Below are 25,916 nucleotides of genomic sequence, written 5' to 3' on the forward strand. Positions count from 1 at the left end.
AGGCTTTTCACCTTCACTAGGGTTCTACTTCATACGCTTTCATGTTTTCCATCCAGTTCTATCCTTTCTTGGATTACTTTGACAACGCACTATTGCGTTTCTGTATGAGTGTGACTGCCCGTCACACGAAAAAGCCATCAGATCATTGATGGCTTTTTGCATGTACAATCACTTGTTCTGCAGCTGTGCGTAGGTTTCTTCAGCATCATCCAGAACTCTTCTGAACTTATCCAGCGCTTTCTGGATCGGTGCTGGCGTTGTCAGATCTACGCCGCCATGACGCAGTTCATCCAGCGGATCAGCACTGCCGCCCATGGATAAGAATTCCAGATACTTCTTCACTGCCGGCTCTCCTTCTTTCAGAATGCCTTCCGAAAGAGCCACAGCACTTGTATAGCCTGTTGCATAGACATACACATAGAATGGAGAGTAGAAATGAGGGATTCTTGCCCATTCATAGGCAACTTCATCATCCATAACCAGATCCTTGCCAAAGTACTGTGCCACCAGGTTCTGATACAGATGGTCAAGTGCATCCGCATCCAGGGATTCTCCCCTTTCCTGCATAGCATGTGCTTCCTTTTCAAACTCAGCAAACATCGTCTGGCGGTACACCGTACCCTTGAAGCCTTCCAGATACTGGTTCAGCAGAGCAAGTCTTCTGGCTGGCTCATGGCAGTTCTGCAGCAACTGTTCAATCAGCAGATTTTCATTCACTGTAGAAGCAACCTCTGCCACAAACAGACTGTAGCCGGAATACTGAGCTGGCTGATGGTGCTGGGTCAGCCATGTATGCTGAGAATGGCCCATCTCATGGGCAAGTGTAGAAACGGAATCCAAAGATCCGGTGAAGTTCAGCAGAATGAACGGATTGGAATCATAGGTGCCGGAAGAATAGGCACCGCCGGATTTCCCAACATTTGGATACACATCAATCCAGCCGTCTTTATACGCTGCCCTGACCCGGTTGACATAGTCTTTGCCAAGAGGTGCCACCGCATCCAGCACCATCTGCTGTGCCTGCTGATAGGTATAGCTTGCATGATCACCGGCAGACAGCGGTGCATAGACATCATAGTAATGCAGCTCATCCAGGCCGAGAATCTTCTTGCGCAGTGCGACATAGCGGTACATCGCATCCATGTTGTCATGCACAGTCTGAATCAGATTGTCATAGACAGATACCGGAATGTTATTGGCAGCCATGGATGCCTGACGGGAACTTTCATATCCGCGCAGCTTTGCCTCGGCAGTAGCAGCTTTTACGCAGCCTGCATAGGTAGAGGCAAATGTATGAATGTGCTGGCGGTAGGAATTGTAATAGGACATAAAGCTGTTTTTACGAAGGGTGCGGTCTGTGCTCATCTGCAGCGGAATGTATGAGGATCCAGTAACCTCATGCATATTTCCTTCCGAGTCCGCAGCTGCCTCAAAACGAAGATCCGCATCCTGCAATGTACTGGCAGTTTCCCCAGAAGCACGGAGTGCATCACTCAATGAAGAAAGTACTTTTTCTTCAGGTGCAGACAGTGTATGCGGCTTTTCACGGATCAGCTTCTGCATCGTATAGGCATAGTCCGCAAGCAGAGGATCCTTTGCCAGAGCATTCAGCTGGTCTTCAGGCAGAGAAAGGATTTCCGGCTGGATGAAACTGACAGCACCGGCCAGCTGGGCATACTTGCCAAACGCACGTGAATACATGGACTGGGCAGTGTGGTCACGGGAATCCTCCGAATGACGCAGTGATGCATAGCAGATCACATCATCCAGACGGCGGCTCACCTCTGTTTCCCATGCAAAGCATGCCTTGATATGGCTGGCATCCTTCAAAGTACAGGCAAAAGAAGAAGCTTTGGCAATATCATCATCCAATGCCGAAAAAGCCTTCTCCCATGCCGCATCATCCGCAAACAACGTTGTCAGATCCCACTCATATCTGGGATCCATGTCTTTTCTTTCTTTCAATACATTCTCACTCATCCTGATCCTCCTGCAGAAGTGCATACACTTCTTCCTTTCTTGTTTCCATATCCTGATAGCCAAGATCATACAGCTTTACACAGTTGTCATGATTGCCCTTCCAGCGTGATACCTTGATATCCAGAGAAGGCAGAATATTCACGGCATTGCCCTGCGCAATCATATCATCTATGATTTTGCGCTGTTTATAGTAATTCTCCTTGCGCACCTTGTAATCCTTCGCAACCTGCGGGCATTCCTTATAGATATGCTTCATCAGCCAGATGACAATTTTGCTGGAATCCGGACGGACATAATCAGCCGGCTTGGTTGTGATCACCAGGCACTTGGTACATCCCTTTTCAATGGCACGCTCAATCGGAATCATCTTGGTAATGCCGCCATCCAGCAGCCGGTATCCATGCCAGTCGACAATCTCAGATGCCACCGGCAAAGAGCAGGCACCGCGGATCACATTCAGCTGATCATCGAGATCTTCCGGCCCGAAGTAAATCGTTTTACCCTGATTCAGATCATAGGCACCAATTTCCATATCTGGCTTTTCTTCACGGATCTTTGCAATGGACATATGTTCCTTTCCCAGAAGATATGTTTCAAAAATCTTGCGGTAATCCACGTAATAACCGCAGTGAAACAGTGCATACACGCCAACCAGATGGGGATCTGCTGCATAGATCGTTGCCATGTTCTTCGGTGTATGTTCATCATTGCACAGATAGCAGCAAAGATACGCTGCCCCTGAAGAAATCCCGACACTGTAATCAAAATGAATCTGATGATCCTGCAGCCAGGCAAGAGCACCTGCTGTATAGGCACCGCGGACACCGCCGCCTTCCAGGACCAGACCAATACGTTGTTTCATCTAACCTTCTCCTTGTTATGCCAGCGGCATCAGCATATGCAGAATACCACGGAATATACGGATAAACACATTCGTATGGGCAAGCACATAAGTGGATGTGATTTCCTGTGACTGGCCAATCGCTTCCATAAAGTCTTTGCGCACATCCCTGACTGCATCTGTATGCCACATCAGCACGCCATCCTCAAAATGCAGGAAATAACTGCGGAAATCTGTATTTACCGAACCGACAATTGCCATTTCATCATCGGCTACAATCGCCTTGGAATGATTGAATCCAGGTGTAAATTCGTAGATCTTCACGCCGCTCTGCAATAGTTCCAGATAATTGGAACGGGTTGCCTGGAAGACCAGCCATTTATCCGGCTTATGAGGCGTCAGGATGCGCACATCAACACCATTTTTCGCCGCTGTCTGCAAAGCTCTTGATATCGCATCATTCAACAGCAGATACGGCGTATTCAGATATACATAGCGGCGGGCATGGTTGATCAGGTTCAGATGCTCCGTCATGCCCACATCCTCTCCATCCGTCGGCGAGTCTGCATACGGCTGTACAAAGCCAGTCACCTGGAAATGAGGTGCTTCCAGGTGATAGCTGCTGTAATCCGCGTCTTCGCCGCCATGGGACAGATAGTGATACATGCCAAGAAACTGAGAAGTCATGGACCATACCGCCGGTCCTTCCACCCGGATGGCGCTGTCACGCCAGTAGCCAAAGCGCACAATCCGATTGACATATTCATCCGATAGATTGACACCGCCGGTAAATGCTACCCGGTTGTCAATGATGGTCAGCTTACGGTGGTCACGGTTGTTCATCTGCACGATCAGTGTCGGCCGCAGGCGGTTGAACGGATATGCCTCAATGCCATACTTTCCAAGCTTCTTGTACATATTCGGCGGCATGGTGACACAGCCAAAATCATCATAGATCAATTTCACTTCCACACCGGCAGCTGCCTTCTCCTTCAGGATTGAAAGAACTTCATCCCATACGGATCCCCTGTCAATGATAAACATCTCAATGAAGATAAAATGCTTTGCACTGCGCAGTGCTTCCAGATAATCCGGGAACCACTCTTCACCAGACTTATAGTACGTTGTCTTTGTACTGTCATAGATGGGAAAGCCGCATGTCTGCCAGCCATAGTGAAACAGGCGGGATACCGGTGTGTTCTCCATCTGCTTCAATACAGCCGGATCCTGATCTTCCTTCAGGGCAGCCTTGAGCTTTGTGCTGGCATTCAGTGTGCCATCATACAATTTGCGGGACAGCTTCTTATTGCCGCACAGCAGATACATCGGCACGCCGATGACCGGAACGGCCAGCAGCACAACCACCCAGGCAATCTTATACGCCGGATCTGTCTTGCGGTTAACCTGCCATACCGCCAGCAGCAGACCGATCAGCGTAAACAGCGGCGTCAGATTATTGACATAAGAAAACTGGCAGATATAAGCCAGCAGAAAGTAAATCTGGGCAATAACCAGGGCAATGACCAGAAATAATCTTGAAGATAGTACCCGTATCAGCTTATGCATGGTTCTATTATACCATTCTCAATTCCTGCTCAACGGATACAGATAGATGATCTTGACGGTTTCCCCGCGCTGATACAGCCAGTGATCATGGGGAACCGGCACGGTTTCCACCTTTGTGCCGCCGAGCTTTTCCAGTGTCATGCGGCTGGCAATATTTTCTGGTGAGCAGGTGATAATCACTTCCTGCATATGAAAGCGGTCACGGGCCAGCACCAGCAGCAGCTGACAGGCGTCATATGCATAGCCATGACCGCGGTACTGGGCATAGATCCGATAGCCGATATTACCGGCATAATATAATTCTCTGTTCATGCCGATCCGCAGATCACACTGGCCGATCCGGATCGCCGTATGATGAAAATAGATGCCGAAATCATAGGATTCATACGCACTGCCATGGCCGGGCAGATGATGTTCTTCCTGGATCAGATCGACGATATGGCCGCTGATTTTCTGACGCGGCTGGAAAAAAGAAAAGAAACCTGGCATATACACTCCAGTCCCATTATAAAATGAAGTTAGAAAAAGGAGAAATTATGACACATACATTTCCGAAAGATTTCTTATGGGGCGGTGCCACCGCTGCCAACCAGTTTGAGGGCGGCTTCAACCAGGGCGGCAAAGGATGGAGTGTTGCGGACTGTGCACGCAGCCATCTGGATACCGATGTCAAAGACTACAAGAAACAGAATGAAGTACTGATGAAGGATGTTGAAGAGGCTCTGGCCAATCCGGATGACATGGATCATTATCCCAAGCGCCATGGATCCGAGTTTTATTCCCACTACAAGGAAGATATTGCCCTGCTTGGTGAGATGGGCTTCAAGGTTTTCCGCATGTCTATTGCCTGGAGCCGCATTTACCCTCAGGGTGATGAGGATCAGCCAAATGAGGAAGGCCTGCAGTTCTATGATGCCGTCTTCCAGGAACTGCAGAAATATGGCATCCAGCCGCTGGTGACAATTTCCCACTATGAACCGCCGCTGCATCTTGCCCTGGAATACAACTGCTGGCATGACCGCAGAACCATCGGCTTCTTCATGAACTTTGTCCGCACGATCGTTGACCGCTATGGCAGATACGTCAAATACTGGCTGACCTTCAATGAAGTGGATTCCATGATCCGCCATCCGTTCACAACCGGCGGCCTGATCAAAGACCGTTTCGCACCCGAGAAATTTGAAGAAGTGATCTTTCAGTCCATGCACCACCAGTTTGTGGCAAGTGCCCTGGCGACAAAGTATATTCATGAAAAAGATCCGGATGCCAAAGTCGGCTGTATGCTTACCAAGCTGACCTATTATCCTTATTCTCCGAACCCCCTGGATGTGCTGGAAGCACAGCAGAGAATGCGCTCTACGTATTGTTACAGTGATACGCAGGTATTCGGTGAATACCCGGCTTATCTGCTTGCCAGATTCAAAAATCATGGCATCCGCATCCAGATGGAGCCGGATGATCTGAAGATCATGAAGGCATACCCGGTTGACTTCATCTCCTTCTCCTACTATTCCTCCAGCTGTGTTGCTCATCATACTGACAATCTTGAAACAACCGCCGGCAACACGATCACTGCTGTGAAAAATCCATATCTGCCAACGAGTGAATGGGGCTGGCAGAGTGACCCAACCGGCCTGAGGATTTCGCTTGTCGATCTGTATGACCGCTACCGCAAACCGCTGTTCATCGTGGAAAACGGCCTTGGTGAAAAAGAAACACTCGTCAAAGACGGTGATACCTATACCGTCAATGATGATGCCCACATTGCCTATTACAGAGATCACTTCAAAGCCATGTATGATGCCATTTATGAAGATGGCGTACAGCTGCTGGGCTATACGTCCTGGGCATGCATTGATCTTGTCTCAGAAAGCACGAAGCAGATGTCAAAACGCTATGGCTTTGTATATGTGGACTGTGATGACCATGGCAAAGGAACGTTCAACCGCTACCGCAAGAAGTCATTTTACTGGTACAAACATATCATTGAAACAAACGGTGCTGCCCTGTTTGAAGAATGATATAAAAGAAGCTGGAAATGCAACTCCAGCTTCTTTTCATGTTAATTGATTATTGGGCTGAGGAACTTGACACTGCATTGTCAGCAGCGGACTGGATGACACTGACATAATCGTTATACAGCTCATTCTTCTGGTCACTGCTCAGCTGCACACTGCCGGCGGCGGCACTGATGCCATCCAGCAGGGAAACATGATAGCCGCTGAGAGCACCATCTTTCACTGCCACAACATCCGGTACAAAGAACGACTTGCTGCCGGAATCATCTGTGACAAAGGTTTCTGAGATCAGGGATGTCAGGGCATTGTAATCATCCTGCGTGTAGTCCGAATTGGTATCTACATAATAGACCGTCACAGAAAGGTTCATTGCGGCTTCATTAAGAACCGGTGCCGCGGTGACGCATTCTGTGCCGTCCGGCTTGGCAAAAAACAGAATGGCAGAACCGCCCTGCTGGAAAATCTGCAGGGCCTGCGACATGGAAATTTCCCGGAAAGCATGGGCAGATGGATCACTCAGGCCATACGCTGTCATATCTGCTGCACTGCTGTCAATTGATACATTCTCGGTAATGGTAATAGGATTGGTTGATACAGTAGTGACGGCATCGGGATCCGTGTTGACAAACATGAACGCGTAAACAAGCAGCGCTCCCGCTATCAGCATTTTCTTCATTTATCACATCTCCAGAAATTCAGTCAGAAATCTTTCTGACTTTGGTTGTCTCATAGAAACTATCAATCTTCTCACGGGTAGCCAGGCCGCGTGAATAGACATTGGCACTGCCGCAGGATGCGCCAAACCGGAAAGAATCCACCGGTTCCCTAGAGCGCAGATAGTCCATCAGGAAGCCAGCCACCAGGGCATCACCTGTGCCCACTGTATTGACTGCTTTGCTTTCTCTCTGCAGGGCTGCTCCGTAGACGCCTTTATCACAGACAAGCAGGGCATCTCTGTTTTCAGAAAGAATCAGCACATTCTGCACACCATCGTCATGGAGCTGACGGCCTGCTTTGATTAATGCCGCTTCATCATCCAAAGGAAAATCCACCATGCTGGAAAGCTCCGCTGGGGTTGTCTTGATCATAAACAGGCCAGCGCCGAGCATATCCTTCATCAGGCGCGGATCCGTATCCATGCATACTCTGACCTTCTCCCTGACAGCGTCCTGCAGCATTTTCTTGACATCTTCCACAAGATAATCCTGCGTATTGCCAGCCAGAACAAGATAATCTCCCTCACTCAGGCGGGATACCTTGCCCATCAGATTCTGCATGTCCACATCCGTGATGTAAGGACCCGTCGCATTGATATCCGTGCTTTCATCCTGATTGCGCAGCTTGACGTTGATACGTGTATGACCTTCCGTATAGGTGAAATTCGGACGGATGAATTCATACTTGGCAAGCAGATCGATGTAGAAGTCCTTGGTGAAACCGCCGATGAAACCAAAGGCACGGGTTGGAATGCCAAGGTTATTGAGGACAATGGACACATTGATGCCCTTGCCGCCGGCTTCATAATATTCCAGCTGCGAACGGTTGAGCTTTCCCGGCTGCAGCTGACGGTCACCTTCCATGAAATAATCCAAAGATGGATTCAGTGTACATGTACAGATCATTTTCTCATCTCCCCAGTCCGCCTGACAATCTGTTCAATCAGCTGGCTGGACTGTTCCAACTGCTCCACAACACAGTATTCATAACGGCCATGGCAGTTGCCGCCGCCATTGCCAAGATTCGGACACGGCACACCCATGAAGGTCAGATTGGACCCATCTGTGCCGCCGCGGATACTCTCATTGACCGGTGTCAGGCCAAGATCTTTCAATGAAGCAACAGCAATTTCTGAAACCTCAGGATGCTTGACAAGCACTTCCTTCATATTGTGATAGGTATCACTGATCTCTACTGTAATCACCTGCCGCTTATATGCATCATTGATATAGTCAGCTGCCTGCTGCATCAGCTTCTTCATCTGCTCAAAATCACTTGTTTCATGAGCACGGATCAGATATTCTGCCTCAGCAGAATCCACGTCACCATGCATTCTGTGCAGATGGAAGAACGGTTCGCGTCCTTCCGTGTGCTCTGGTCTTTCATATGCCGGCAGAAGATTGTGATAATCAACGCACACATTCAGGGCATTCACCATCTTGTTTTTGGCAGAACCCGGATGAATGGAAACGCCTGTGCATTTGACAACAGCAGATGCTGCATTGAAGGTCTCATCCGAATAGACACTGATATCGCCGCCATCCATGGTGTAGGCATAATCAGCACCGAATTTCTTCACATCAAAATGTTCCGTACCTCTGCCTACTTCTTCATCCGGTGTAAAGGCAACAGCAATGCGGCCATGCTTTACTTCAGGATGAGAAACAAAATACTGCAGTGCTTCCATAATAGAGGTGATGCCTGCTTTGTCATCTGCGCCAAGCAGGGTTGTGCCATCTGTCACCACCAGTGTCTTTCCCTTCAGTGATGCCATCTCCGGGAAGTCCGCAATATGTGTGATGACGCCATTGCCAAGATCAATATCATTTCCATCATAGTTTTCAATCACATGCGGATTGACGCCAGTGCCGCTGTAATCCGGTGCTGTATCCATATGGGCAATGAAGCCTACACATGGACTTTCATGGTCCAGATTGCTTTCCAGATGTGCATAGATATAGCACGTATCATCCAGACTGGCATCCTGAATCCCCATGTCCTGCAGTTCTTTCAGCAATACCTTTGCCAGATCAAACTGCTTCTTTGTGGAAGGAGATGTCTGACTGTCTGGATCAGACTGTGTATCAATTCTGCAATAGCGGATCAATCTTTCTAGTGCGCTCATCTGTTTACCTCTTTTCTTTCAGTTCCATTTGTGAAAATGTACAGTCGAAATGGGAATCCTGCGGGCTGCAGGCATAGATGCCAATGCGGATCGGACCATTGCGTTCTTCCATTCTGAACTGTCTGACATCCGAATATACCCTGCCATTGAAGCTGTACTGAATCCGTACCGCCCCGGCCCTGTACCATACACGATAATACATCCAGCGGATTGCTGTGCCAATCTCACGGCAGGAACGGTCGCCATATTTGCCATGAAATACGATCACATCCAGCTCATCGAGCTCTTCATTGCGCCGCTTCGTGCAGCAGACCGCTTTCCGTCTGGAACCGTTGTACAGCAGAATGCCGCACTGGTCAAACTTGCCCTGATACGAAAAATCGACGCGGACAGTAAACATGAAATAGCCATCCGGTTTCAAAGACAGCTCTACTGCCTCTGCCCCGTGCCGGTGCCCCCGCAGGTCTGTATACGGTTCTGTTTCCAGAATCACACAGTCCCTTCTGACAATATAGCGTTCCGGCTTCCGGATCCATTTCAACTGATTCGCGTCAATTTTCGTCATGTATCTATTTTACTCAGATTTTGTGTCTGACATCCATATCAACATTCTCATAACTTGTTGCAGTCAGAGAATCATGGATCGTTGTTGCTTTGTTAGCCATGTTCTCACGCATCATTCTGCCCTTGACCTGAGCAGGCTGAGAAATGACGGCCGGGCCGGCAATACAGCCGCCCACACATGCCATGCCTTCCAGAATATCTGCTTTGAAGCGCTTGAACTTGATCAGGTTCAGCTGCTGTTTGCACTCCATACCGCCATTAGCCAGCACGGAAGTAACAGGCTTATCATACCCCATTTCCTTCAAAGCTTCTACAACCGCAGCCGCAACGCCGCCGCTGGCAGCGAAGTTTCTGCCATAGTTGGATGCTGTCAGCTTCTCATCACCCTGAATCTCATCCAGGTCTACACCCTTGGCCGCAAACATTGCCATCAGCTCTTCAAAGGTCAATACATAGTCAACTGCACTGACTTCCTGCATCGCTTCCTGCTTCTTGGCAACACACGGACCGATAAAGACGACCTGACAGCCAGGATGATCCTTCTTCAGTTTACGTGCCGTAGCCATCATCGGTGTAACTGTCGTACTCTTGTTTTCCTTGTACTGCTCCGGGAAGTGAATCATCAACATATTGACAAAGCCAGGGCAGCAGGATGTTGTCAGAGGAAGACCGGCTTCCTTGTGCTTGATCAGTTCCTCAGCTTCATTATGGGCAACCGCATCCGCACCACCCGCAACTTCCACGCACTTGGTAAAGCCAAGCATCTCAATCCCCTTGAAGATCACCGGCAGGCTGGCTGCTTCAAACTGACCCTGGATGGAAGGTGCCACAATCGCATACGTCTCTACTTTCTCATTCAGCAGATGAATGACCTGTGATACCCAGCTCATATCCGAGATCGCGCCAAACGGACATGCCTTCAGGCAGGCACCGCAGTTGATGCAGCGGTCCTCGTCAATCTGACAGATCTTGGCATCATTCCAGGAAATTGCCTGTACCGGGCAGTGTGCATAGCATGGACGTTCCGTAACAACAATCGCATTATACGGGCAGGCACGTGCACAGGCACCGCACTCCTTGCACTTGGCATGGTCAATCACCGAGCGGTGGGCACCCATGGAAATGGCACCGAAGTTGCAGGCAGCCAGGCATGCCTTCTTCATACATTTACGGCAGTTATCTGTTACCTGAATCTTCTGGATGGTGCAGCCGTCACATGCCGCATCAATGACCTGCACGATCTGTTTCGGCTTGTAGATTTCAGAATCATTTGCCATCTTGCCAAGGGCCAGACGCACTCTCTGCCGCAGAACTTCTCTTTCCTTATACACACAGCAGCGGAACCGCTCTCCCCCAAGCGAGACAAGCTGACGTGCAAAGGCATTCACCTTTTCCTCTGCCAGCTCTCCTTCAAAGGCTTCTCTTGCCACCTCTGTCAAGACATCAAACTTGAACAGATTGGCATCACTTGTCAGCATACTGAACATAATCCGTTGTTCTCCTTTTTCTCAATCCCTTAAATATAACAATATGATATCTCAGCGATAATACTGAACGCCATACTCTACTTTGGCAAGATCACTGTCCGGAATCAGCTTCTTCAGAATCTCACGGGCAAACTCCAGCGAGGCACTCATGCCGCGGCCGGTCACAACATTGCCGTCCGCAACAGCCGGCACCATCATGAACTTGCCGCCAAAGCTCTCATCATGAAAGCTCGGGAAGCATGTATAGTATTTATCCTTCAGAATACCCAGGTGTCCCAGCACGGAAGGCGCTGCACAGATTGCACAGGTCAGCTTTCCTGCCTTGTAATGGGCAAGCACCGCCGCTTTAACGGTATCACTCTTGTCAAGATTGGCTGTGCCAACCTTGCCGCCGGGCAGAACTACGACATCATATGTACTGACATCCACATCTTTCAGCAGAAGATCCGCACTGACATCCACGCCATGAGAACCATGCACCGTGAAACGATCACTGATTGAAACCATATCTGTATGGATTCCTGCTCTTCTCAGCAGATCCACTGTTACCAGAGCTTCACACTCTTCAAAACCATCAGCCAGAAATACAAGACTCTTCATTTCAGCCTCCTTGTGAAAATTATACCATGTTAGTATACATCCCACCACTCATAAAAAGAAGAGCCGGGGCTGTCCGACTCTCCTTCTCTTCATTCCGCTTCACAATATCCTGTCAGTTTCTATTTCAGCTTCTTTGCATTTCATGCTTATGATGGCACAACCGATTCTCTTTCATCTTGCCCATCTGCTTACATATACAGGATTCCTGATGTGTTTTGTTTTCCTGTTCGCTTTTGTTCAGCCATTGCTGACCACTGAAAGGCAGATCATGTCATGTTTTACCTACTGCCGCTGTTGTTACAATTGCGGCGCTCATGAACTTTTCCTTTTTCCTCACTGCCAGCTCATGTTCCAAGAGACTTACCCTATACACAGGGCACCATGAACAGCTTTTTCATGTCTGCGGATTGTTTCCAGTGGCTTCGCTCTGCGCTTCCATCAGGCTTTGACAGAAATATCAGAAGTCAGAATTGAATGCTTTGTTATTTGCAGGTTTCTATGACCTGCCTCCATAAATTCCTGGTTTCATTGGATACCTCCCGGCTCTCATTCGGTTGGCTCTTTCTCTTTGCACTTATATAATAGCTTTCCGCGGTATCATTACCAGTCTTGTATTTCAAATTTATTTCAGCTATATTGTTTATGTTAGGGCTTACATAAACTTAATCTGCATTTTCCATTAACTGACGATAATTATAAACGGCACCAAACATTCTGGCATTGGAATGAAAGTCTGATTCTACAACCTCCGGCTCCCAGATGTTATGATACGGCACGTTTTCAAAGCGCCTGTGTACAGCTTCCTGGATTAATTTCAGAAAGACAGGCTCAGAAATATTGCCGCCGATGACGATCCTGGAGGAATCGATGACACACTGGATGTTGTACAAATAGGAGGCCAGCCCGTCGCAATACGTATTTACTCCGCGCAGGACATCCGGGTCGTTCTGCTGCAGCCGCATCATGATCCGGATCACATTCATATCATCACGTCCGGTTGCCTCATTGACACACTGCGCCAGGGAATCCACACCGCTTGTCTGTGAAAAAATACCATTTTTGCCATAGCGGTCCTGGTAGTCTGCACGCATATAGGAAAATTCGCCAGCTGCGTAATGGGCGCCATCACACAGTTTGCCATCCATAATCACCGCACCGCCAATGCCGCCGCCAAGAATCATGACCATCATGCCATTGCGGATTCCCTTGAGGGCACCATAGCCGATTTCAGCCATGGCTGCTGCCTTGGCATCGTTGGCAATGACAGTCTTCAAGCCGGTCAGTTCCTTTACTTCTTCCGCATAGTCCATATTATGAACCCAGCGGAAAACGCCGCCAGAGTAGGCAATGCCTTTTTTACGGTCAATGACACCAGGCATCGTGATGGAGATTCCATCCACCTGATCTTTGTATCTGGCTGCCACATCACAAAGAGGTTCAAACAACTCTTCTTTGCATGACATGCCAAAGGTCATGCGGCCGCTGTCCATCAGATCCAGGCACTGCGAGACAATGCCATAGCGGAACGTGCCATTGTCAATATCAAAACATAAATATTTCTTCACGAAGCTTCCTCCGTTGGCTCCCTGCCATATCAAAAAATGCCAAATACTCTGTTTCTTATTATATGCCTGCAGACTGTCTTTGCAAAATAACAGAAAAACAGGACATCTCTGCCCTGTGATCTGTTACTTGGAATTTTCTTCCTGTGCATCGAGCTTGCCAAGTGCACGATAGTGACGGCGTCTGTCAATCTCCGTCAGATACTTCTTGCGGACACGGATATCTGTCGGTGTGACTTCGACAAGTTCATCATCATTGATGAACTCAACCGCACCTTCCAATGTCAGAATGCGCGGCGGAACAAGCTTCATGGCTTCATCATTTCCGGTAGAACGCACAGCTGTCATCTTCTTATTCTTGATCGGATTGACGCCCATATCCATATTCTTGCTGGAAACACCGATGATCATGCCTTCATAGACCGGTGTCTGAGCACCAATGAACAGCTGGCCTCTTTCCTGAATATTCCAGAGTGCATAGGTCATGGCATTTCCGGTTTCCGTTGAAATCAGAGCACCGTTTTCACGCTGCGGAATTTCACCCTTCCATGGCTCATAGTCCGCAAGACGCTGCACAATCGTACCTTCGCCATGCGTCATATTAATGAAGTCACTGCGGAAACCAATCAGGCCTCTGGTAGGAACCATATACGTAATACGTGTATACGTACCGATCTCTTCCATGTCATTCAGAACACCTTTACGCACATTCAAGGCGGAGATTACAGCACCGGAATATTCTGTCGGTACATCAATGACAACTTCCTCAACCGGCTCGCACTGTACGCCATCAATTTTCTTGAGAATAACCTGCGGACGGGATACTGCAACTTCATATCCCTCACGGCGCATCTGTTCCAACAGAACCGTCAGATGCAGCTCACCACGGCCGGATACCTTGAAGGTATCTGTGGAATCGGTGTCTTCCACTTTCAGACCGACATTGACTTCCAGTTCCTTTTCCAGTCTTTCACGGATATTGCGGGAAGTCACATACTTACCGGACTGACCTGCAAACGGTGAGTCATTGACCATGAAGTTCATGGACAGAGTCGGCTCTTCAATCTTGATGGCAGGCATTGGATCAGGCGCGCCAACCGGGCACAGCGTATCACCGATGTTGATATCAGGAATACCGGAGATCATGCAGATTTCACCGCACTGGATCTCATCAACAGAAATACGGCTCAGTCCCTTATAGACAAAGATCTGGTTTGTCTTGCCCTGATGAATCGTACCATTGGCATTGCACACTTCATATGGTGTGGCAGCCTTCAGAGTACCCTTGTAAATACGGCCGATGCCAAGTCTGCCAATATAGTCATCATAAGCCAGTGCACAGATCTGCATCTGTACCGGTTCATCCATCAGGTTCGGATACGGCTGGGTATGATGAATGATCGTCTCAAACAGCGGCACGATATCATTGTTGGTATCCTTGTCCCAGTCATAGCGGACAATACCTTCTCTTGCCACGCCATACAGGATCGGGAAGTCCAGCTGATCATCCGTCGCATTCAGCTCCAGGAACAGATCATAAACTTCATCAATAACCTCGGTTGCACGCTGGTCTGCTTTATCCATCTTATTGATCAGCAGGATCGGACGCAGGCCGATCTCCAGAGACTTGCTCAGAACGAAACGGGTCTGCGGCATCGGTCCTTCGGCACTGTCAACCAGCAGGATGACCGTATCCACGGTACGCATGATACGCTCAACTTCGGAAGAGAAATCCGCATGGCCTGGTGTATCGACAATGTTGATCTTATAGTCCTTATACGTAACCGAGCAGTTTTTGGAATAAATCGTGATGCCGCGCTCACGCTCCAGATCATTGGAGTCCATGATGCAGTCCACAACCTTCTCGTTGTCCTTGAAGACATGGCTCTGCTTGAGGAACGCATTGACAAGCGTACTCTTGCCTGCATCGACGTGGGCAATCACTGCAATATTGATAATCTTCTGATAATCCATATGCTCACCTCATTCTTAATCTCGAAACGTGTCTATTATATTGAGTTGGATTGCATAAATCAACTGCACTGCCAGCAGATGCGCGCACATAAAAAGCACCGGATTTCCGGTGCTTTGCGCCTTATTTCTGATCAGCGTCAATTGCATTGGCAGCTGTGCGTCCAGAGACAAAGATCTCAACAATCGCATTGCCGCCCAGACGGTTGCCACCATGGATGCCGCCCGTGACCTCACCAGCCGCATACAGACCCTTGATGACATTGCCCTTTTCATCCAGGACATGGCGTTCATCATCAATTGTCAAGCCACCCATTGTATGGTGTGTGCTCGGTGCCAGCAGGCGGACCTTGAGCTGTACGCCATCCAGTGTATAAGTATCTTCCTTGTAGTTGCCGTTTTCATCCTTTTCGGCATTGCCGATCAGTGCTGTCCAGCCGGTCTTTTCTGGATCCAGGTCTTCACCCTTGTTCTCCATCAGTGCCTTGTCATAAGCCAGAATGGTTTCCTTGACCTGCTCACCAGTGCAGTCAAAGCCAAGCTGTTTGAACAGATCGTCAAGCTGATCAACGGTGCGGGTGTACTGACGGTTTTCCACGTCGCTGTTCCACAGCGTCAGGTCACTGTCCTTCGGTGTGCCATATGGATACGGGCCAGGAATTGCCTGCGATGCATTGGCAATTTCAATGACAGTGCCCTGAGCGCCATCATAGCTGACACCATTTTCAAACTCACCAAGAGACAATACATCACGTTCACTTGTCTCATTGACATAGCGGGTGCCATCCTTCGGATTCAGATAGATCGCATAGTTGCCGCCGCCAAAGGCCAGGTTGCCATTGTCGACCCAGGAGATCGGCATCATCTGTGTCCAGCCCATGCCGGTCGTGCCGGCACCAACTTCTGTACCCATGTCAATGCCATCACCAACCAGTGAAGAACGGTTGGTTGTCTTTGTGGAAGAAGTAATATCGCCATCAGCCCAGTATTCGTTGGTATCCATGACACGCTGGATATTGGCTGCATAGCCGCCGGTTGCCAGAACAACGCCCTTGTTGGCATGCAGGGTGACTTCCGTACCGTCATACATCTTTGCCTTGACGCCTGTGACAGCACCATCATCTGTCAGCAGAGATTCCGCTTTGGTTCGCGTCATGATTGCATTGTCAGCCGCATTGGCCACCGTATTGAGAAGTGTATTCTTCGTGGTTGCAATGTACGTGTTGAAGACGCTCTTGCCCTTGGTGTTGCTGCCATCAGGATCCGCCGTACCATCGCCATCCAGGTCACAGCCAAGGAAGTCGTTTTCACGGTTCCACAGTGCACCGACAATGGTTGGCTGCACAGATTCATCAAACAGAGCTCCCTGGTCTTCCAGCCAGCCCTTGAGATCCTGGCCGCCTTCAATGAACTGAGAAACCAGCTTGTAGTCACCATAGATCCACTTTGTGTGGTCAGCATTCGGACGCAAGCCGCCATAGTAAGTCTGGAAGATATGCAGATTGACTGTGGAGAACAGTGTCAGATCGCCTTCATTAACCCCGGCATCCAGCTTGGGCTGTGCCCAGTCAAGATATGCCTGAATCTCTTTCTTCAGTGCCTTGAGTGTATCCAGATATTCCGCATGGACACCTGCCTGGCTGAGACTGTCAATATCACCAGCCACAAAGTCATGGTCCTTGAAGTAGCTTTCATCAAACGGTTCCTCACTCCAGTTCAGAATGGTCTTGAGAACCTTGATGTTGCCATTGGCCATCTTGACCTTGTCATAGGTCTGGCCCTTGTACTCACCGGTTGTGGCATCCGGATTGCTTTCATCCCAGCACAGATACTTCTGCACAGACTGGAACTGGCCGCCGGATGCGATGGTGTTGCCGCCGATTTCGGCATTCTCTTCGATCACGGCAACAGAATCACCATTCTGGGCTGCCTGCACAGCTGCGGCCATACCGGCACCGCCGGCACCAACGACAACGACATCATATGTCTTTTCAATCGGATCCTGTGCCTCATGCACAACCGTATTGCTTTCAAAGCCATCCTGGTCCGATGCCTTTGCCTGCTTTGCCGCATCTGCCAGTGCTTCCTTGACACCCTTGGAAGTAAAAGTAGCACCAGACACACTGTCAATACCGGAGCCATTGGCTTCCTTTGCATCCGCAAACAGAATGTCATATGCAGGTGTGCCAATATGATTTGTCTCCTTGGAACTCTTGATCGCAATATCCGTAATGCCATCTTCACTGAACGTGACATCCAGCTGGATCGGTCCATTATAACCGGTGCCTTCACCAGTATAGGTGCCGGCAGTATACGTAACCGGTACATTTTCATGCTTTGCGGCAACTGCATAGTCATCCGGATTCAAACCTGCATTCTTCAATGCATCCTTGACCGCATTCATGATTGCATTGGATGTAACGGTGGCACCAGACACTGCGTCCACATTCGGTGTCCCGGCATCCACAATCTCCTGCGGCACCTTTTCCAGAGCCGGATCGGCAATCCCTTTGGTCTCCTGCTGATCCGTCACTTCAACATTGGTAATCTCCCCGTTTTTCAGTGTGACTTCAACCGTCACATCCCCATTTTTACCTTCGGCAGTTCCCTTGAACGTGCCGCTCTTTTTTCCACATCCGGTCAAAGACCCTAACAGAAGTGCTGTGCACAGCAGCATTGTGCCACTGCGAAAACATCTTTTTGTGTTCATCTTTCCTCCCATAACTTGAACATTTCCGGATTTGTTCACTATGATTATTAAAAACCCTGTACCAGATACAGAGTCAATCATTTTTGTGAATTATTTCGTAAGTGGGGGTGTATTTCTATGTATATTCATGAACTGGCAGAACTGACCAATACCAATCCCGAAACGATCCGGATGTACCGTAAGAAAGGCCTGCTGCATCCATCCAGACAGAAAAACGGTTATTACGATTATTCCATGGCAGACTTTGCGTCTCTCATACACCTGCGCAAACTGCGTGAATATACAATGTCGCTCAATGATATCGACCACGCTCTCTCTGCATCCAATCCCATGAAGCTGCTGGACAGTTTCAGCCAGAAGGAGCAGGCAATCAAAGAACAGATTGCCGGGCTGCAGGAAAAAATACGTTTTCTGGAACTGGAAAAGCGGCATATCTGCGAAACTATGAGTGAAGGCTTTGACAGCGTACAGATCATGCAGTCCGTTGACACCAAGATTGACTTCTATCCGCCCTTCCAGGAAGCTGCCTCAACTCTGCTGTCACTGCACTATCTGACCACAACGATCTGCCTGTATATACCAAAAGAGATTCTGAATGGTCCCATCATAGACAAAGAGATTCCCCTGCAGGCAGGTATCGGCACCTACAAATACATGCTCAAAGATGATGCAGACATACCGGAAAAGGCTGTGGTGATTCCCAACGGCAGGTGCATTTCCCAGTTGATTTCCCTGCAGGATCTGACCCGCATCAATATTCTTTCCCTGGCACCGATGATGGCTTATGCCAGAACAAACAAGACACCTTTTCTGTCTGATACCACAGCCTACCTTGCTGCAGTCAATTACCAGCAGGACAAACCGGTCTATACATTCCGGCTGCGTGCCTGCATAGAAAAAAATGATATCCGTGATCCGGATACCAGGATTTCTCAGAACTGATTTTCAACGCCAAGCAGTTTTGCATTGACAAGACGTGTAAACAAAGAGACAAGCGGGCCCAGCAGGAAGGTACATACAAGTGTGCCGATGCCGATCAGGCCGCCGGAAAGCCATGCCACAAGTGCGCACATGGCATCTGTGAATACCCGGCAGCCAAAATATGGCAGATGCAGATGATCGCGCAGACCGATTGCTGCATAATCATACGGAGCAATACCTTCATTGGATGCCTGGTATAAAGAAGAACCGTAGCAGGTAACCACCACCGCCGCAAGCATGATCACAATCTTTACCGAAAATGTCTCCGGCAAAGAGAAAGCAGCTGTCAGCATATTGTAAAAGAAGGTCACCATATAGCCAAGCAGGCCGCCATTGACCAGAGTCCCCCAGCCAATGTACTGTTTTCCAGCAAGGAACTCCACCGCCAGCAGCACAATATTTACCAGTAACTGCCAGTTGCCAAGCTGCCAGCCAATCTTGTTTGAAATGGCAATGTTCATAGCAGTATACGCATCATTTCCTGTCAGTGAAAAACGGAATACAGCAATGCCCAGTGCCAGAATCACATTGCCTGCAACCATGCCGGTAATTCTCCGGCCGCGATTTTCTTTGTTCATTTTGAATCACTCACAAACTTTCTATCTCTATGATATCTCAGTTCATGACAAAGCAAAAAAAATCCGAAACGAATTCCGGATCGATCATGGAGCGCGTGAGCAGAATTGAACTGCCGTGTCCACCTTGGCAAGGTGGCGTTCTACCATTGAACTACACGCGCACAATAGAGGCGGTTCTGACGAGATTCGAACTCGCGATCTTCTCCGTGACAGGGAGACGAGATAAGCCACTACTCCACAGAACCAGTATGGCGAGGAAAGAGGGATTTGAACCCTCGCGCCGGTTTCCCGACCTATGCCCTTAGCAGGGGCACCTCTTCGGCCTCTTGAGTATTTCCTCAATATCTGCCAAGCGCATATTGTGTTGCTCTTTTTTAGCGCTCATTCATATTACCATGGGGTATATTTGAATGCAACTCTTTTTTTCCAAATTTCGCATCTTCGTCAGTTTCTGCTACACCCTCAATTATACGATAGAAAGCATCAGTGCAAATACCATAGCCAAAAAAAGCGATCCAGGTGGGAGACAACTGAGAAATATCCCGGTTTTCCCCAAAGATCGCTTTTACTGCAATGATTACTTTTTACGGAAAAAAGAAGGTTTCACCTTTGCCTCTGTTTCCAGCCATACCTTCAGTCCGGCAACGCTGCCATCATCCGCAATAACAAACTGGGCAGGAACAGGCATGCCAAGCATTGGAAGCACGAGGTCAAAACTGTCATAGTGATAATGATTCAGCATTGCCGGAAGACCGTTCCATGTTCCTGTATAGCCGTCCTTATCCCCTTTCCGGAAATTCATTGTACCAAAGCCCGGATGTTCATAGACGCCTTCATATGCCGCAGAATCCCTGACAGTATGGGTGTTGGGGATTTTCTTTGCAGCGCGTTCCTGCAGCCTGCCCATAATCCTGCCATAGTAATCCGTAAAGACTTTCTGATAGCGGGATGACCAGTCCGGAATCTCTTTGACCCCAAGTGCCTCATCGCACAGGATATTGCCAAGTGCGTTAACGGCAAATGTGGAAGTCGCATTGCTCAGCACTACCATGCCGAAATCCTGTTCAGGAAGGAAGGCAAGCTGGGATGAGAAGCCATTGGTATTGCCACCGTGGGAGATCATTGGTACGCCGCGGTAAATGTCTGTAAACCATGCCATGCCATACTCGGCGCACTGCACTTCCGGGAAAGACCAGAAATACGGGCTGCCGATCATCTGATGTGTATGCATTTCCTTCAATGTCTCCGGCTTTACAAGCTGAGGGCCATGCCCCAGCTGAAAATTGACATACTTAGCCATGTCCTTTGCACAGGACACGATGCCGCCGGCGGGATTGAAAGCACCCAGATGCAGGTAAGGCGGTTCCATGTACTGTTCATTGGCATAGACATATCCTGCCGCATGGTCTTCATATCCCGAAAGCGAGTCCACTTCAAAATCCGTATGTTCCATGCCCAGCGGCCTGAAGATGCGCTCTTTGACAAAGTCTTTATAGCTTATGCCAGACAGAACATCCACGAGATAGCCTGCCAGAGAAACCATCTGGTTGGAATACTGCAGTTTGGTGCGAAACGGTGCACTTGGCTGCAGATACTGCAAAGAGGCAATCATCTTCTGTGGATCATCCACGGCATCATAGGCAAGCTGCAGATCATATCTGGGCACGCCAGAACGATGGCAGAGAATATCTCTTACTGTGACATTGCTCTCTGCCTCCGGGTCTGCCAGTTTCAGAGAAGGCAGATAGTTTTTTACCGGCACATCCCAGTCAAGCTTTCCTTCTTCCACCAGCATGCCAAGAGCAAGGGCAGTAAACGACTTGGTGATGGAGCCAATCGGCATCACCGTTTCTGCACTCATCGGCAGCTGTTCCTTCACATTGCGCAGTCCACTGGCCTCCAGACAGACAACGCTGCCATTTTTCACAACCGCTGCAGCCATGCCTGCCACATGGTAATCTTTGCGCAGACTTTCCAACGCTTCTCTGACATCCATATCATTGTTCTCCTTCCATATCAAAACCAATGCCCGGCTGAGAGCCAAGGGTAATGTTGCTGCCATTCTGCAAATATCCTGCCTGCATATGATCATGTTTCAGGATAACACCGGAATCCAGATCGATTTCCTGCAGATTGCGCAGGGCAGCAGCCAGATGCAGTCCCGCCGCATTCGCCAGCGGACTTTCTCCCATACAGCCAATCATGCAGGAAATTCCGGCAGCTTCACAGATCGCATTGATCTGCAGTGCCCGGTAAATGCCACCGCATTTCATCAGCTTGATATTCACAACATCCGCCCCTCCTGTTCTGGCAATCCGCATCGCATCCTGCGGCAAATGCACACTTTCATCCGCTGCAATGCGAATATGACTGTTCGCCTTCACTTCCTGCAGTCCCTCAATATCCCATGCCTTCACCGGCTGTTCAATAAGATCCACGCCATACTGCTCAAGCAAAGAAGCAGCCCGGACAGCATCCCTGACACACCAGCCCTGATTGGCATCAGTGCGCAGAATAACATCTTCTCCAACCGCCTTCCTTATTGCCGCAATACGTTCTACATCCGCTTTCACAGTTTCGCCAAGCTTGATTTTCAATATTGAAAAACCACAATTCACATAACTCACTGCCTCGGCAGCCATGATATCAGGACGGTCAATGCCAATAGTCACATCCGAAACCAGATGGGGATCACTGCCGCCCAGATACACATATAACGGAACGCCTGCCTTCTTTGACGCAAGATCATAACATGCCAGGTCAATGCCTGCCTTTACAGCAGTATTGCCATCATACAGACTATCCATAATATTATGAATCGTGCCAATGGACCGGGGATCCATGCCGGTCAGAGACCGTTTCATATCATTGCCAACAGAAAGGATCGTTTCAAGATTGTCACCAGTTACATAGGGCAGCGGCGCTGCCTCTCCCCAGCCGGTCATGCCATCATCTGTTCTAATCCTCACAATGCACGTATCCATGGAAGAAATCGTTCCAAATGCCACATGAAACGGTTTCTGCAACGGAAAATGCATCACTTCAAAGGAAATATCCGAGATCTTCATAGCTTCCATTCTCCTTCTTTATCACAGGAGTCAGCCAACTCATGTTCAGGCTCCATAGCATCTGTTTTTTCCTGCTTCAGTGCAGCTTCATAAGAGAAACAGCAGCGCCTTGTCTGCCATGGTCCAGCAGATGCCTCCAGCGGCTTAGCCCTATTATAGAGCACACTTAACGAACTTCAACGATAATCACCAAAGGCGAGCCATCATGGTCCTGATAATAAACCTGCAGATTTTGAACAAATTCCTGATGCTCGTTATTCTACAACTGCAATTAAGTGTTGCTCACGAACAGCATGCAAAAGCTTGTATTTATGATGACAGATCAGATATGATTTGACCATCCTGCATACAGAAAGGAGCGATATGTCAAGAAAGAAAATATTAATCATTACAGTCATTGTCTTTCTCGTGGCATGGTTTTCCATTAACGGAATTCTGTTAGCCGCAACCGGAAGAACTGGCTCCCAGTGGGCAGCCTATGTCATACAAAACATGGGAAGTTAAGACTGATTGTCAAAAAAGCTGTGCGCTTACAGGCAGATTATGCCTGCTTTGCACACAGCTTTTTGCTTTGTACATCATAGAAAGTCACAAGATCTTTGACATATCTGTTAAAAACTTCATCATTTGCCGCAAATATTTCATGACGTGAATCATACTGCACAAGGGATGTGTTGGCAGAACGCATCTTGAAGATCTGCTCACCTTCATTCAGCACCATCGTATCCCGGCTTGCCTGACAGATCAGTACCGGAACCCGCACCTTTCCGGCATTCTGCAGTGCCTTCTCAGAGCCCTGCTTGGCAGCTCTTGCCCAGCCATAGGTACCGCCCCAGGTCTGATAATCCGGATCTGCCTGGCGCTGATGGAACTGATAGGCATAGCGCTTTTCACTGTCACAGGAAGAATTGGCAGGATCATACTTGCCCGTCCAGGCATGCTGGCCAGGTGCGTAGTCATCATCCAGATGTTTGACTTTGGCATAAACGGACAAAGCATCTACAGCCGGTTCCGGCAGCTTGCCAAAGTTCATTTCCAGCATAGGTGAAGAAAGAATGGCACAGGCAAAATCATCCGGATGTTCTTCCAGTTCCAGGGCTCCTGCAGCACCGCCCATGGAATGGGCAAACAGAAATCTCGGCAGGGCAGGATACTGCTTCCTAATCCAGTTGACATAGGCGTGGATGTCACCGGCATACTCTTCAAAGGAGCCTACTGTAACTCTTTTATCCGCGAAGCAGCGGCGGTTGGATGATTTGCCATGTCCGCGCAGTTCCAGAAAGAACGGTGCATATCCCGCTTCATAGAAATGCTGAAACAGTTCATGGTATTTGCCAAAGAAACCGCAGAAACCATGTACCATGACAATCACAGCTTTGGCACGGTCTGGAATGGCATGATACGTATTCAGACTGGTTCCATCAAAAGAGGAAATCTCCTGTTGGATGGCATGCCGGGCAATCCAGGGGGCAGTCTTCTCTTCCAGCTCGCTCATGCATGTTCCTCAAAGAAGATTCTGGCTTTGTCAGGATAATTGGTAATGACGGCATCTGCCTTCATCTTGTCACAATATGCCCACAGCGTTTCATCATTGACAGTCCAGACATTGACAGCCATGCCAAACTTGTGGGCCTTTTCCACTACATCCTGATAGCGCAGATTGTAAACAGCCGGATGAATGGCATTCATGCCATACTTGTGAGCATATTCCGGCATATCAATCGGGCCATCCTCATACAGGAAGGCTACTTTTGCATTGGGATCCAGCTGTCTGACCTTCAAGGCAGAATAGTGATTGAAGGAAGAATAGATGACATGGTCCTGGAACCCATTGGCTTTGACCATCTCAATAATTTCTTCTTCAATGCCTTCATAATCAAAGATGCCGGTCTTGAGTTCAATATTGATCATCAGATTTGTCGGTTTCAGCAGATCAAACACTTCCTGCATCAGGGGAATATCCGCATGGCCTGCCTCAGGATGGGTCTTGTTGAAATTGAAGGTGCGCAGCTGCGCAAAGGTATAATCTTTCACCCAGCCAGTACCATTGGAAGTTCTGTCTATGTTTTCATCATGGATGACAACGATCTTCTTGTCCTTTGTATACTGGATATCCAGCTCCACGCCATCGGCGTGCTGCTTTGCAGCAAGGTCAAATGACAGTAATGTGTTCTCCGGCATATAGCCGCTGGCACCGCGGTGTGCCCAGATCTGATGTTTCATTGTTTATCCTTCTTTCTTTTTAAAAAGAGAAACGTCACTTCTGACGAATCTCCAGTCCAGCTTCCTGTGGGATCACTTCATACACACACATTGCATGTTTGTCATCTGCCACAGCAAACGTAAATTCACAATTGGTGCCAACACCCCAGCTGCCATGTGCATCTATGGCAATCAAAGACATCGGCTGGGCATAGCCATTACGTCTGATCAAAGAATCATTAAGCTCTTTGACAGCCTGCTCCGCAGCACTCTGCACCGGCAGGCCAGCCTTCATAGCTGCCACTGCTGCATAGCTCAGCGCACCCTTGGCAATCTCTTCACCCATGCCGGTAGCCGCAGCTGCACCCACTTCGCTGTCCGCATAATAGCCAACACCTGGCATCGGCGTATCACCAACACGGCCCGGTTCCTTCATGAAAAGACCGGATGTTGAAGTCGTTGCACAGATCGTACCCTTCTGGTCCAGGGCCAGGAAGCAGACCGTATCGTGGCCGTCATAGGCTTTTAATGCTTCCACTTTCTTCTTCTCGAAGATTTCCTGTGCCTCCGGGGTCAGATTGTTGCGCTTTTCAAAACCATGTTCTTCTGCATACAGTGCTGCCCCTGCTCCGGTACGGAAATTATTGGCATCTCCATCCGCAAGCGACTGGGCAACAGCAGCCGGAGAACGAAACCCCTCCAGTGCCGATACAGCACCAAAATGCAGCGTGTCACCATCCATATAGCCGGCATCCATGGCAATATGTCCATCTTTGCCAGGCAGTCCGCCATAGCCGACGGAATGAAATTCCGGATTATCCTCAACATCCTGCACACCGGCAAGTGTTGCCTGCTTTGCCGTACCGTTTTTTGCAAGAAGATCAGCAGCTTTGACTGCACCCTGTGCCGCCATTTCCCAGGTACCAATCACACACCAAGTCATATT

22 protein-coding genes and 3 tRNA genes are annotated in these 25,916 nt (G+C 48.9%); 3 read left to right on the plus strand and 22 right to left on the minus strand.

The window, feature by feature from the left end; genetic code table 11:
- Positions 1–168: 168 nt before the first annotated feature.
- From pepF to MOZ60_RS05325, 4 genes are read right to left on the minus strand one after another with little or no spacing between them, the layout of a single operon-like run.
- Positions 169–1,980 (minus strand): oligoendopeptidase F, encoded by a 1,812-nt coding sequence (pepF, locus tag MOZ60_RS05310; protein WP_370595912.1) that lies wholly within the window; start codon positions 1,978–1,980, stop codon positions 169–171.
- A complete protein-coding gene (locus MOZ60_RS05315; RefSeq protein ID WP_370595913.1) occupies positions 1,973–2,842 on the minus strand; it encodes a patatin-like phospholipase family protein in 870 nt (289 codons plus the stop codon). Before MOZ60_RS05315 ends, pepF begins: the two co-directional genes overlap by 8 nt.
- Positions 2,843–2,857: 15 nt before the next feature.
- Entirely contained in the window at positions 2,858–4,387 is a 1,530-nt protein-coding gene (cls, locus tag MOZ60_RS05320; protein ID WP_277009305.1) for a cardiolipin synthase, read from the minus strand.
- Positions 4,388–4,405: 18 nt separating this feature from the next.
- Positions 4,406–4,876, minus strand: a complete 471-nt coding sequence (locus tag MOZ60_RS05325) for a GNAT family N-acetyltransferase (RefSeq protein ID WP_277009306.1) — start codon at positions 4,874–4,876, stop codon at positions 4,406–4,408.
- A 47-nt stretch (positions 4,877–4,923) separates the two neighbouring features.
- Between MOZ60_RS05325 and MOZ60_RS05330 the strand changes: the two genes are divergently transcribed.
- Complete coding sequence (locus tag MOZ60_RS05330) at positions 4,924–6,408, plus strand: family 1 glycosylhydrolase (RefSeq protein WP_370595914.1); 1,485 nt, start codon at positions 4,924–4,926, stop codon at positions 6,406–6,408.
- Between the two features lie 49 nt (positions 6,409–6,457).
- On the opposite strand, the gene MOZ60_RS05335 is transcribed toward MOZ60_RS05330, so the two are convergent.
- The 9 genes from MOZ60_RS05335 to MOZ60_RS05375 form a co-directional block, all read right to left on the minus strand.
- Positions 6,458–7,081 carry a hypothetical protein gene (locus MOZ60_RS05335; RefSeq protein ID WP_277645514.1) on the minus strand — a complete coding sequence of 208 codons (624 nt, stop codon included), beginning with the start codon at positions 7,079–7,081 and terminating at the stop codon, positions 6,458–6,460.
- A 19-nt stretch (positions 7,082–7,100) separates the two neighbouring features.
- Positions 7,101–8,027, minus strand: a complete 927-nt coding sequence (locus MOZ60_RS05340) for a 1-phosphofructokinase family hexose kinase (protein ID WP_108775016.1) — start codon at positions 8,025–8,027, stop codon at positions 7,101–7,103.
- The gene (gene pepT, locus MOZ60_RS05345; protein ID WP_370595915.1) at positions 8,024–9,247 is read right to left on the minus strand and encodes a peptidase T; all 1,224 of its coding nucleotides are present in this window, start codon (positions 9,245–9,247) and stop codon (positions 8,024–8,026) included. The genes MOZ60_RS05340 and pepT overlap by 4 nt, the downstream gene beginning before the upstream one ends.
- A gap of 4 nt (positions 9,248–9,251) precedes the next feature.
- The gene (locus tag MOZ60_RS05350; RefSeq protein WP_108775018.1) at positions 9,252–9,812 is read right to left on the minus strand and encodes a DUF1349 domain-containing protein; all 561 of its coding nucleotides are present in this window, start codon (positions 9,810–9,812) and stop codon (positions 9,252–9,254) included.
- 13 nt (positions 9,813–9,825) lie between these two features.
- A complete protein-coding gene (locus MOZ60_RS05355) occupies positions 9,826–11,298 on the minus strand; it encodes a monomeric [FeFe] hydrogenase (RefSeq protein WP_370595916.1) in 1,473 nt (490 codons plus the stop codon).
- A 51-nt stretch (positions 11,299–11,349) separates the two neighbouring features.
- Complete coding sequence (locus MOZ60_RS05360; RefSeq protein ID WP_277635487.1) at positions 11,350–11,898, minus strand: DJ-1 family glyoxalase III; 549 nt, start codon at positions 11,896–11,898, stop codon at positions 11,350–11,352.
- Positions 11,899–12,560: 662 nt separating this feature from the next.
- Positions 12,561–13,463, minus strand: coding sequence for an ROK family protein (locus MOZ60_RS05365; protein WP_370595917.1), 903 nt, complete (start codon positions 13,461–13,463; stop codon positions 12,561–12,563).
- A 123-nt stretch (positions 13,464–13,586) separates the two neighbouring features.
- Complete coding sequence (gene typA, locus MOZ60_RS05370) at positions 13,587–15,434, minus strand: translational GTPase TypA (protein WP_108775021.1); 1,848 nt, start codon at positions 15,432–15,434, stop codon at positions 13,587–13,589.
- Positions 15,435–15,555: 121 nt separating this feature from the next.
- The gene (locus MOZ60_RS05375) at positions 15,556–18,141 is read right to left on the minus strand and encodes an FAD-dependent oxidoreductase (protein ID WP_370595918.1); all 2,586 of its coding nucleotides are present in this window, start codon (positions 18,139–18,141) and stop codon (positions 15,556–15,558) included.
- Positions 18,142–18,258: 117 nt separating this feature from the next.
- Between MOZ60_RS05375 and MOZ60_RS05380 the strand changes: the two genes are divergently transcribed.
- Positions 18,259–19,083, plus strand: a complete 825-nt coding sequence (locus tag MOZ60_RS05380) for a MerR family transcriptional regulator (RefSeq protein WP_108775023.1) — start codon at positions 18,259–18,261, stop codon at positions 19,081–19,083.
- Here MOZ60_RS05380 and MOZ60_RS05385 read toward each other — a convergent pair.
- The 6 genes from MOZ60_RS05385 to MOZ60_RS05410 all read right to left on the minus strand — a co-directional run bounded on the left by MOZ60_RS05385 (position 19,074) and on the right by MOZ60_RS05410 (position 22,768).
- Positions 19,074–19,700, minus strand: a complete 627-nt coding sequence (locus tag MOZ60_RS05385) for a YczE/YyaS/YitT family protein (RefSeq protein WP_370595919.1) — start codon at positions 19,698–19,700, stop codon at positions 19,074–19,076. The genes MOZ60_RS05380 and MOZ60_RS05385 overlap by 10 nt on opposite strands.
- A gap of 87 nt (positions 19,701–19,787) precedes the next feature.
- Positions 19,788–19,861 (minus strand) — tRNA-Gly (locus MOZ60_RS05390).
- A 10-nt stretch (positions 19,862–19,871) separates the two neighbouring features.
- Positions 19,872–19,945, minus strand: a tRNA-Asp gene (locus MOZ60_RS05395).
- A 4-nt stretch (positions 19,946–19,949) separates the two neighbouring features.
- Positions 19,950–20,040: transfer RNA gene (locus MOZ60_RS05400), tRNA-Ser, on the minus strand.
- A 237-nt stretch (positions 20,041–20,277) separates the two neighbouring features.
- On the minus strand, positions 20,278–21,696 hold the full coding sequence (locus tag MOZ60_RS05405; protein ID WP_370595920.1) for a serine hydrolase: 1,419 nt from the start codon (positions 21,694–21,696) through the stop codon (positions 20,278–20,280).
- A 1-nt stretch (position 21,697) separates the two neighbouring features.
- On the minus strand, positions 21,698–22,768 hold the full coding sequence (locus MOZ60_RS05410; RefSeq protein WP_277635493.1) for a dipeptide epimerase: 1,071 nt from the start codon (positions 22,766–22,768) through the stop codon (positions 21,698–21,700).
- A 363-nt stretch (positions 22,769–23,131) separates the two neighbouring features.
- Between MOZ60_RS05410 and MOZ60_RS05415 the strand changes: the two genes are divergently transcribed.
- Positions 23,132–23,272: a hypothetical protein gene (locus MOZ60_RS05415; protein ID WP_370595921.1), complete on the plus strand. Its 141-nt coding sequence runs from the start codon at positions 23,132–23,134 to the stop codon at positions 23,270–23,272.
- Between the two features lie 37 nt (positions 23,273–23,309).
- Here MOZ60_RS05415 and MOZ60_RS05420 read toward each other — a convergent pair whose 3' ends face one another.
- From MOZ60_RS05420 to MOZ60_RS05430, 3 genes are read right to left on the minus strand one after another with little or no spacing between them, the layout of a single operon-like run.
- Entirely contained in the window at positions 23,310–24,263 is a 954-nt protein-coding gene (locus MOZ60_RS05420; protein ID WP_370595922.1) for an alpha/beta fold hydrolase, read from the minus strand.
- A complete protein-coding gene (locus MOZ60_RS05425; protein WP_370595923.1) occupies positions 24,260–24,991 on the minus strand; it encodes a glycerophosphodiester phosphodiesterase in 732 nt (243 codons plus the stop codon). Before MOZ60_RS05425 ends, MOZ60_RS05420 begins: the two co-directional genes overlap by 4 nt.
- Positions 24,992–25,025: 34 nt before the next feature.
- Positions 25,026–25,913: an isoaspartyl peptidase/L-asparaginase gene (locus MOZ60_RS05430; RefSeq protein WP_277010601.1), complete on the minus strand. Its 888-nt coding sequence runs from the start codon at positions 25,911–25,913 to the stop codon at positions 25,026–25,028.
- Positions 25,914–25,916 lie beyond the last annotated feature (3 nt).

The sequence above is a fragment of the Grylomicrobium aquisgranense genome (genome assembly GCF_033971865.1).
Classification (GTDB): domain Bacteria; phylum Bacillota_I; class Bacilli_A; order Erysipelotrichales; family Erysipelotrichaceae; genus Bulleidia; species Bulleidia massiliensis.

Excerpts from the sequence above, each read along its gene's own strand:
- pepF (WP_370595912.1), bottom strand. The coding sequence starts at position 1,980 with ATGAGTGAGAATGTATTGAAAGAAAGAAAAGACATGGATCCCAGATAT.
- MOZ60_RS05315 (WP_370595913.1), bottom strand. The coding sequence starts at position 2,842 with ATGAAACAACGTATTGGTCTGGTCCTGGAAGGCGGCGGTGTCCGCGGT.
- cls (WP_277009305.1), bottom strand. The coding sequence starts at position 4,387 with ATGCATAAGCTGATACGGGTACTATCTTCAAGATTATTTCTGGTCATT.
- MOZ60_RS05325 (WP_277009306.1), bottom strand. The coding sequence starts at position 4,876 with ATGCCAGGTTTCTTTTCTTTTTTCCAGCCGCGTCAGAAAATCAGCGGC.
- MOZ60_RS05330 (WP_370595914.1), top strand. The coding sequence starts at position 4,924 with ATGACACATACATTTCCGAAAGATTTCTTATGGGGCGGTGCCACCGCT.
- MOZ60_RS05335 (WP_277645514.1), bottom strand. The coding sequence starts at position 7,081 with ATGAAGAAAATGCTGATAGCGGGAGCGCTGCTTGTTTACGCGTTCATG.
- MOZ60_RS05340 (WP_108775016.1), bottom strand. The coding sequence starts at position 8,027 with ATGATCTGTACATGTACACTGAATCCATCTTTGGATTATTTCATGGAA.
- pepT (WP_370595915.1), bottom strand. The coding sequence starts at position 9,247 with ATGAGCGCACTAGAAAGATTGATCCGCTATTGCAGAATTGATACACAG.
- MOZ60_RS05350 (WP_108775018.1), bottom strand. The coding sequence starts at position 9,812 with ATGACGAAAATTGACGCGAATCAGTTGAAATGGATCCGGAAGCCGGAA.
- MOZ60_RS05355 (WP_370595916.1), bottom strand. The coding sequence starts at position 11,298 with ATGTTCAGTATGCTGACAAGTGATGCCAATCTGTTCAAGTTTGATGTC.
- MOZ60_RS05360 (WP_277635487.1), bottom strand. The coding sequence starts at position 11,898 with ATGAAGAGTCTTGTATTTCTGGCTGATGGTTTTGAAGAGTGTGAAGCT.
- typA (WP_108775021.1), bottom strand. The coding sequence starts at position 15,434 with ATGGATTATCAGAAGATTATCAATATTGCAGTGATTGCCCACGTCGAT.
- MOZ60_RS05375 (WP_370595918.1), bottom strand. The coding sequence starts at position 18,141 with ATGAACACAAAAAGATGTTTTCGCAGTGGCACAATGCTGCTGTGCACA.
- MOZ60_RS05380 (WP_108775023.1), top strand. The coding sequence starts at position 18,259 with ATGTATATTCATGAACTGGCAGAACTGACCAATACCAATCCCGAAACG.
- MOZ60_RS05385 (WP_370595919.1), bottom strand. The coding sequence starts at position 19,700 with ATGAACAAAGAAAATCGCGGCCGGAGAATTACCGGCATGGTTGCAGGC.
- MOZ60_RS05405 (WP_370595920.1), bottom strand. The coding sequence starts at position 21,696 with ATGGATGTCAGAGAAGCGTTGGAAAGTCTGCGCAAAGATTACCATGTG.
- MOZ60_RS05410 (WP_277635493.1), bottom strand. The coding sequence starts at position 22,768 with ATGAAGATCTCGGATATTTCCTTTGAAGTGATGCATTTTCCGTTGCAG.
- MOZ60_RS05415 (WP_370595921.1), top strand. The coding sequence starts at position 23,132 with ATGTCAAGAAAGAAAATATTAATCATTACAGTCATTGTCTTTCTCGTG.
- MOZ60_RS05420 (WP_370595922.1), bottom strand. The coding sequence starts at position 24,263 with ATGAGCGAGCTGGAAGAGAAGACTGCCCCCTGGATTGCCCGGCATGCC.
- MOZ60_RS05425 (WP_370595923.1), bottom strand. The coding sequence starts at position 24,991 with ATGAAACATCAGATCTGGGCACACCGCGGTGCCAGCGGCTATATGCCG.
- MOZ60_RS05430 (WP_277010601.1), bottom strand. The coding sequence starts at position 25,913 with ATGACTTGGTGTGTGATTGGTACCTGGGAAATGGCGGCACAGGGTGCA.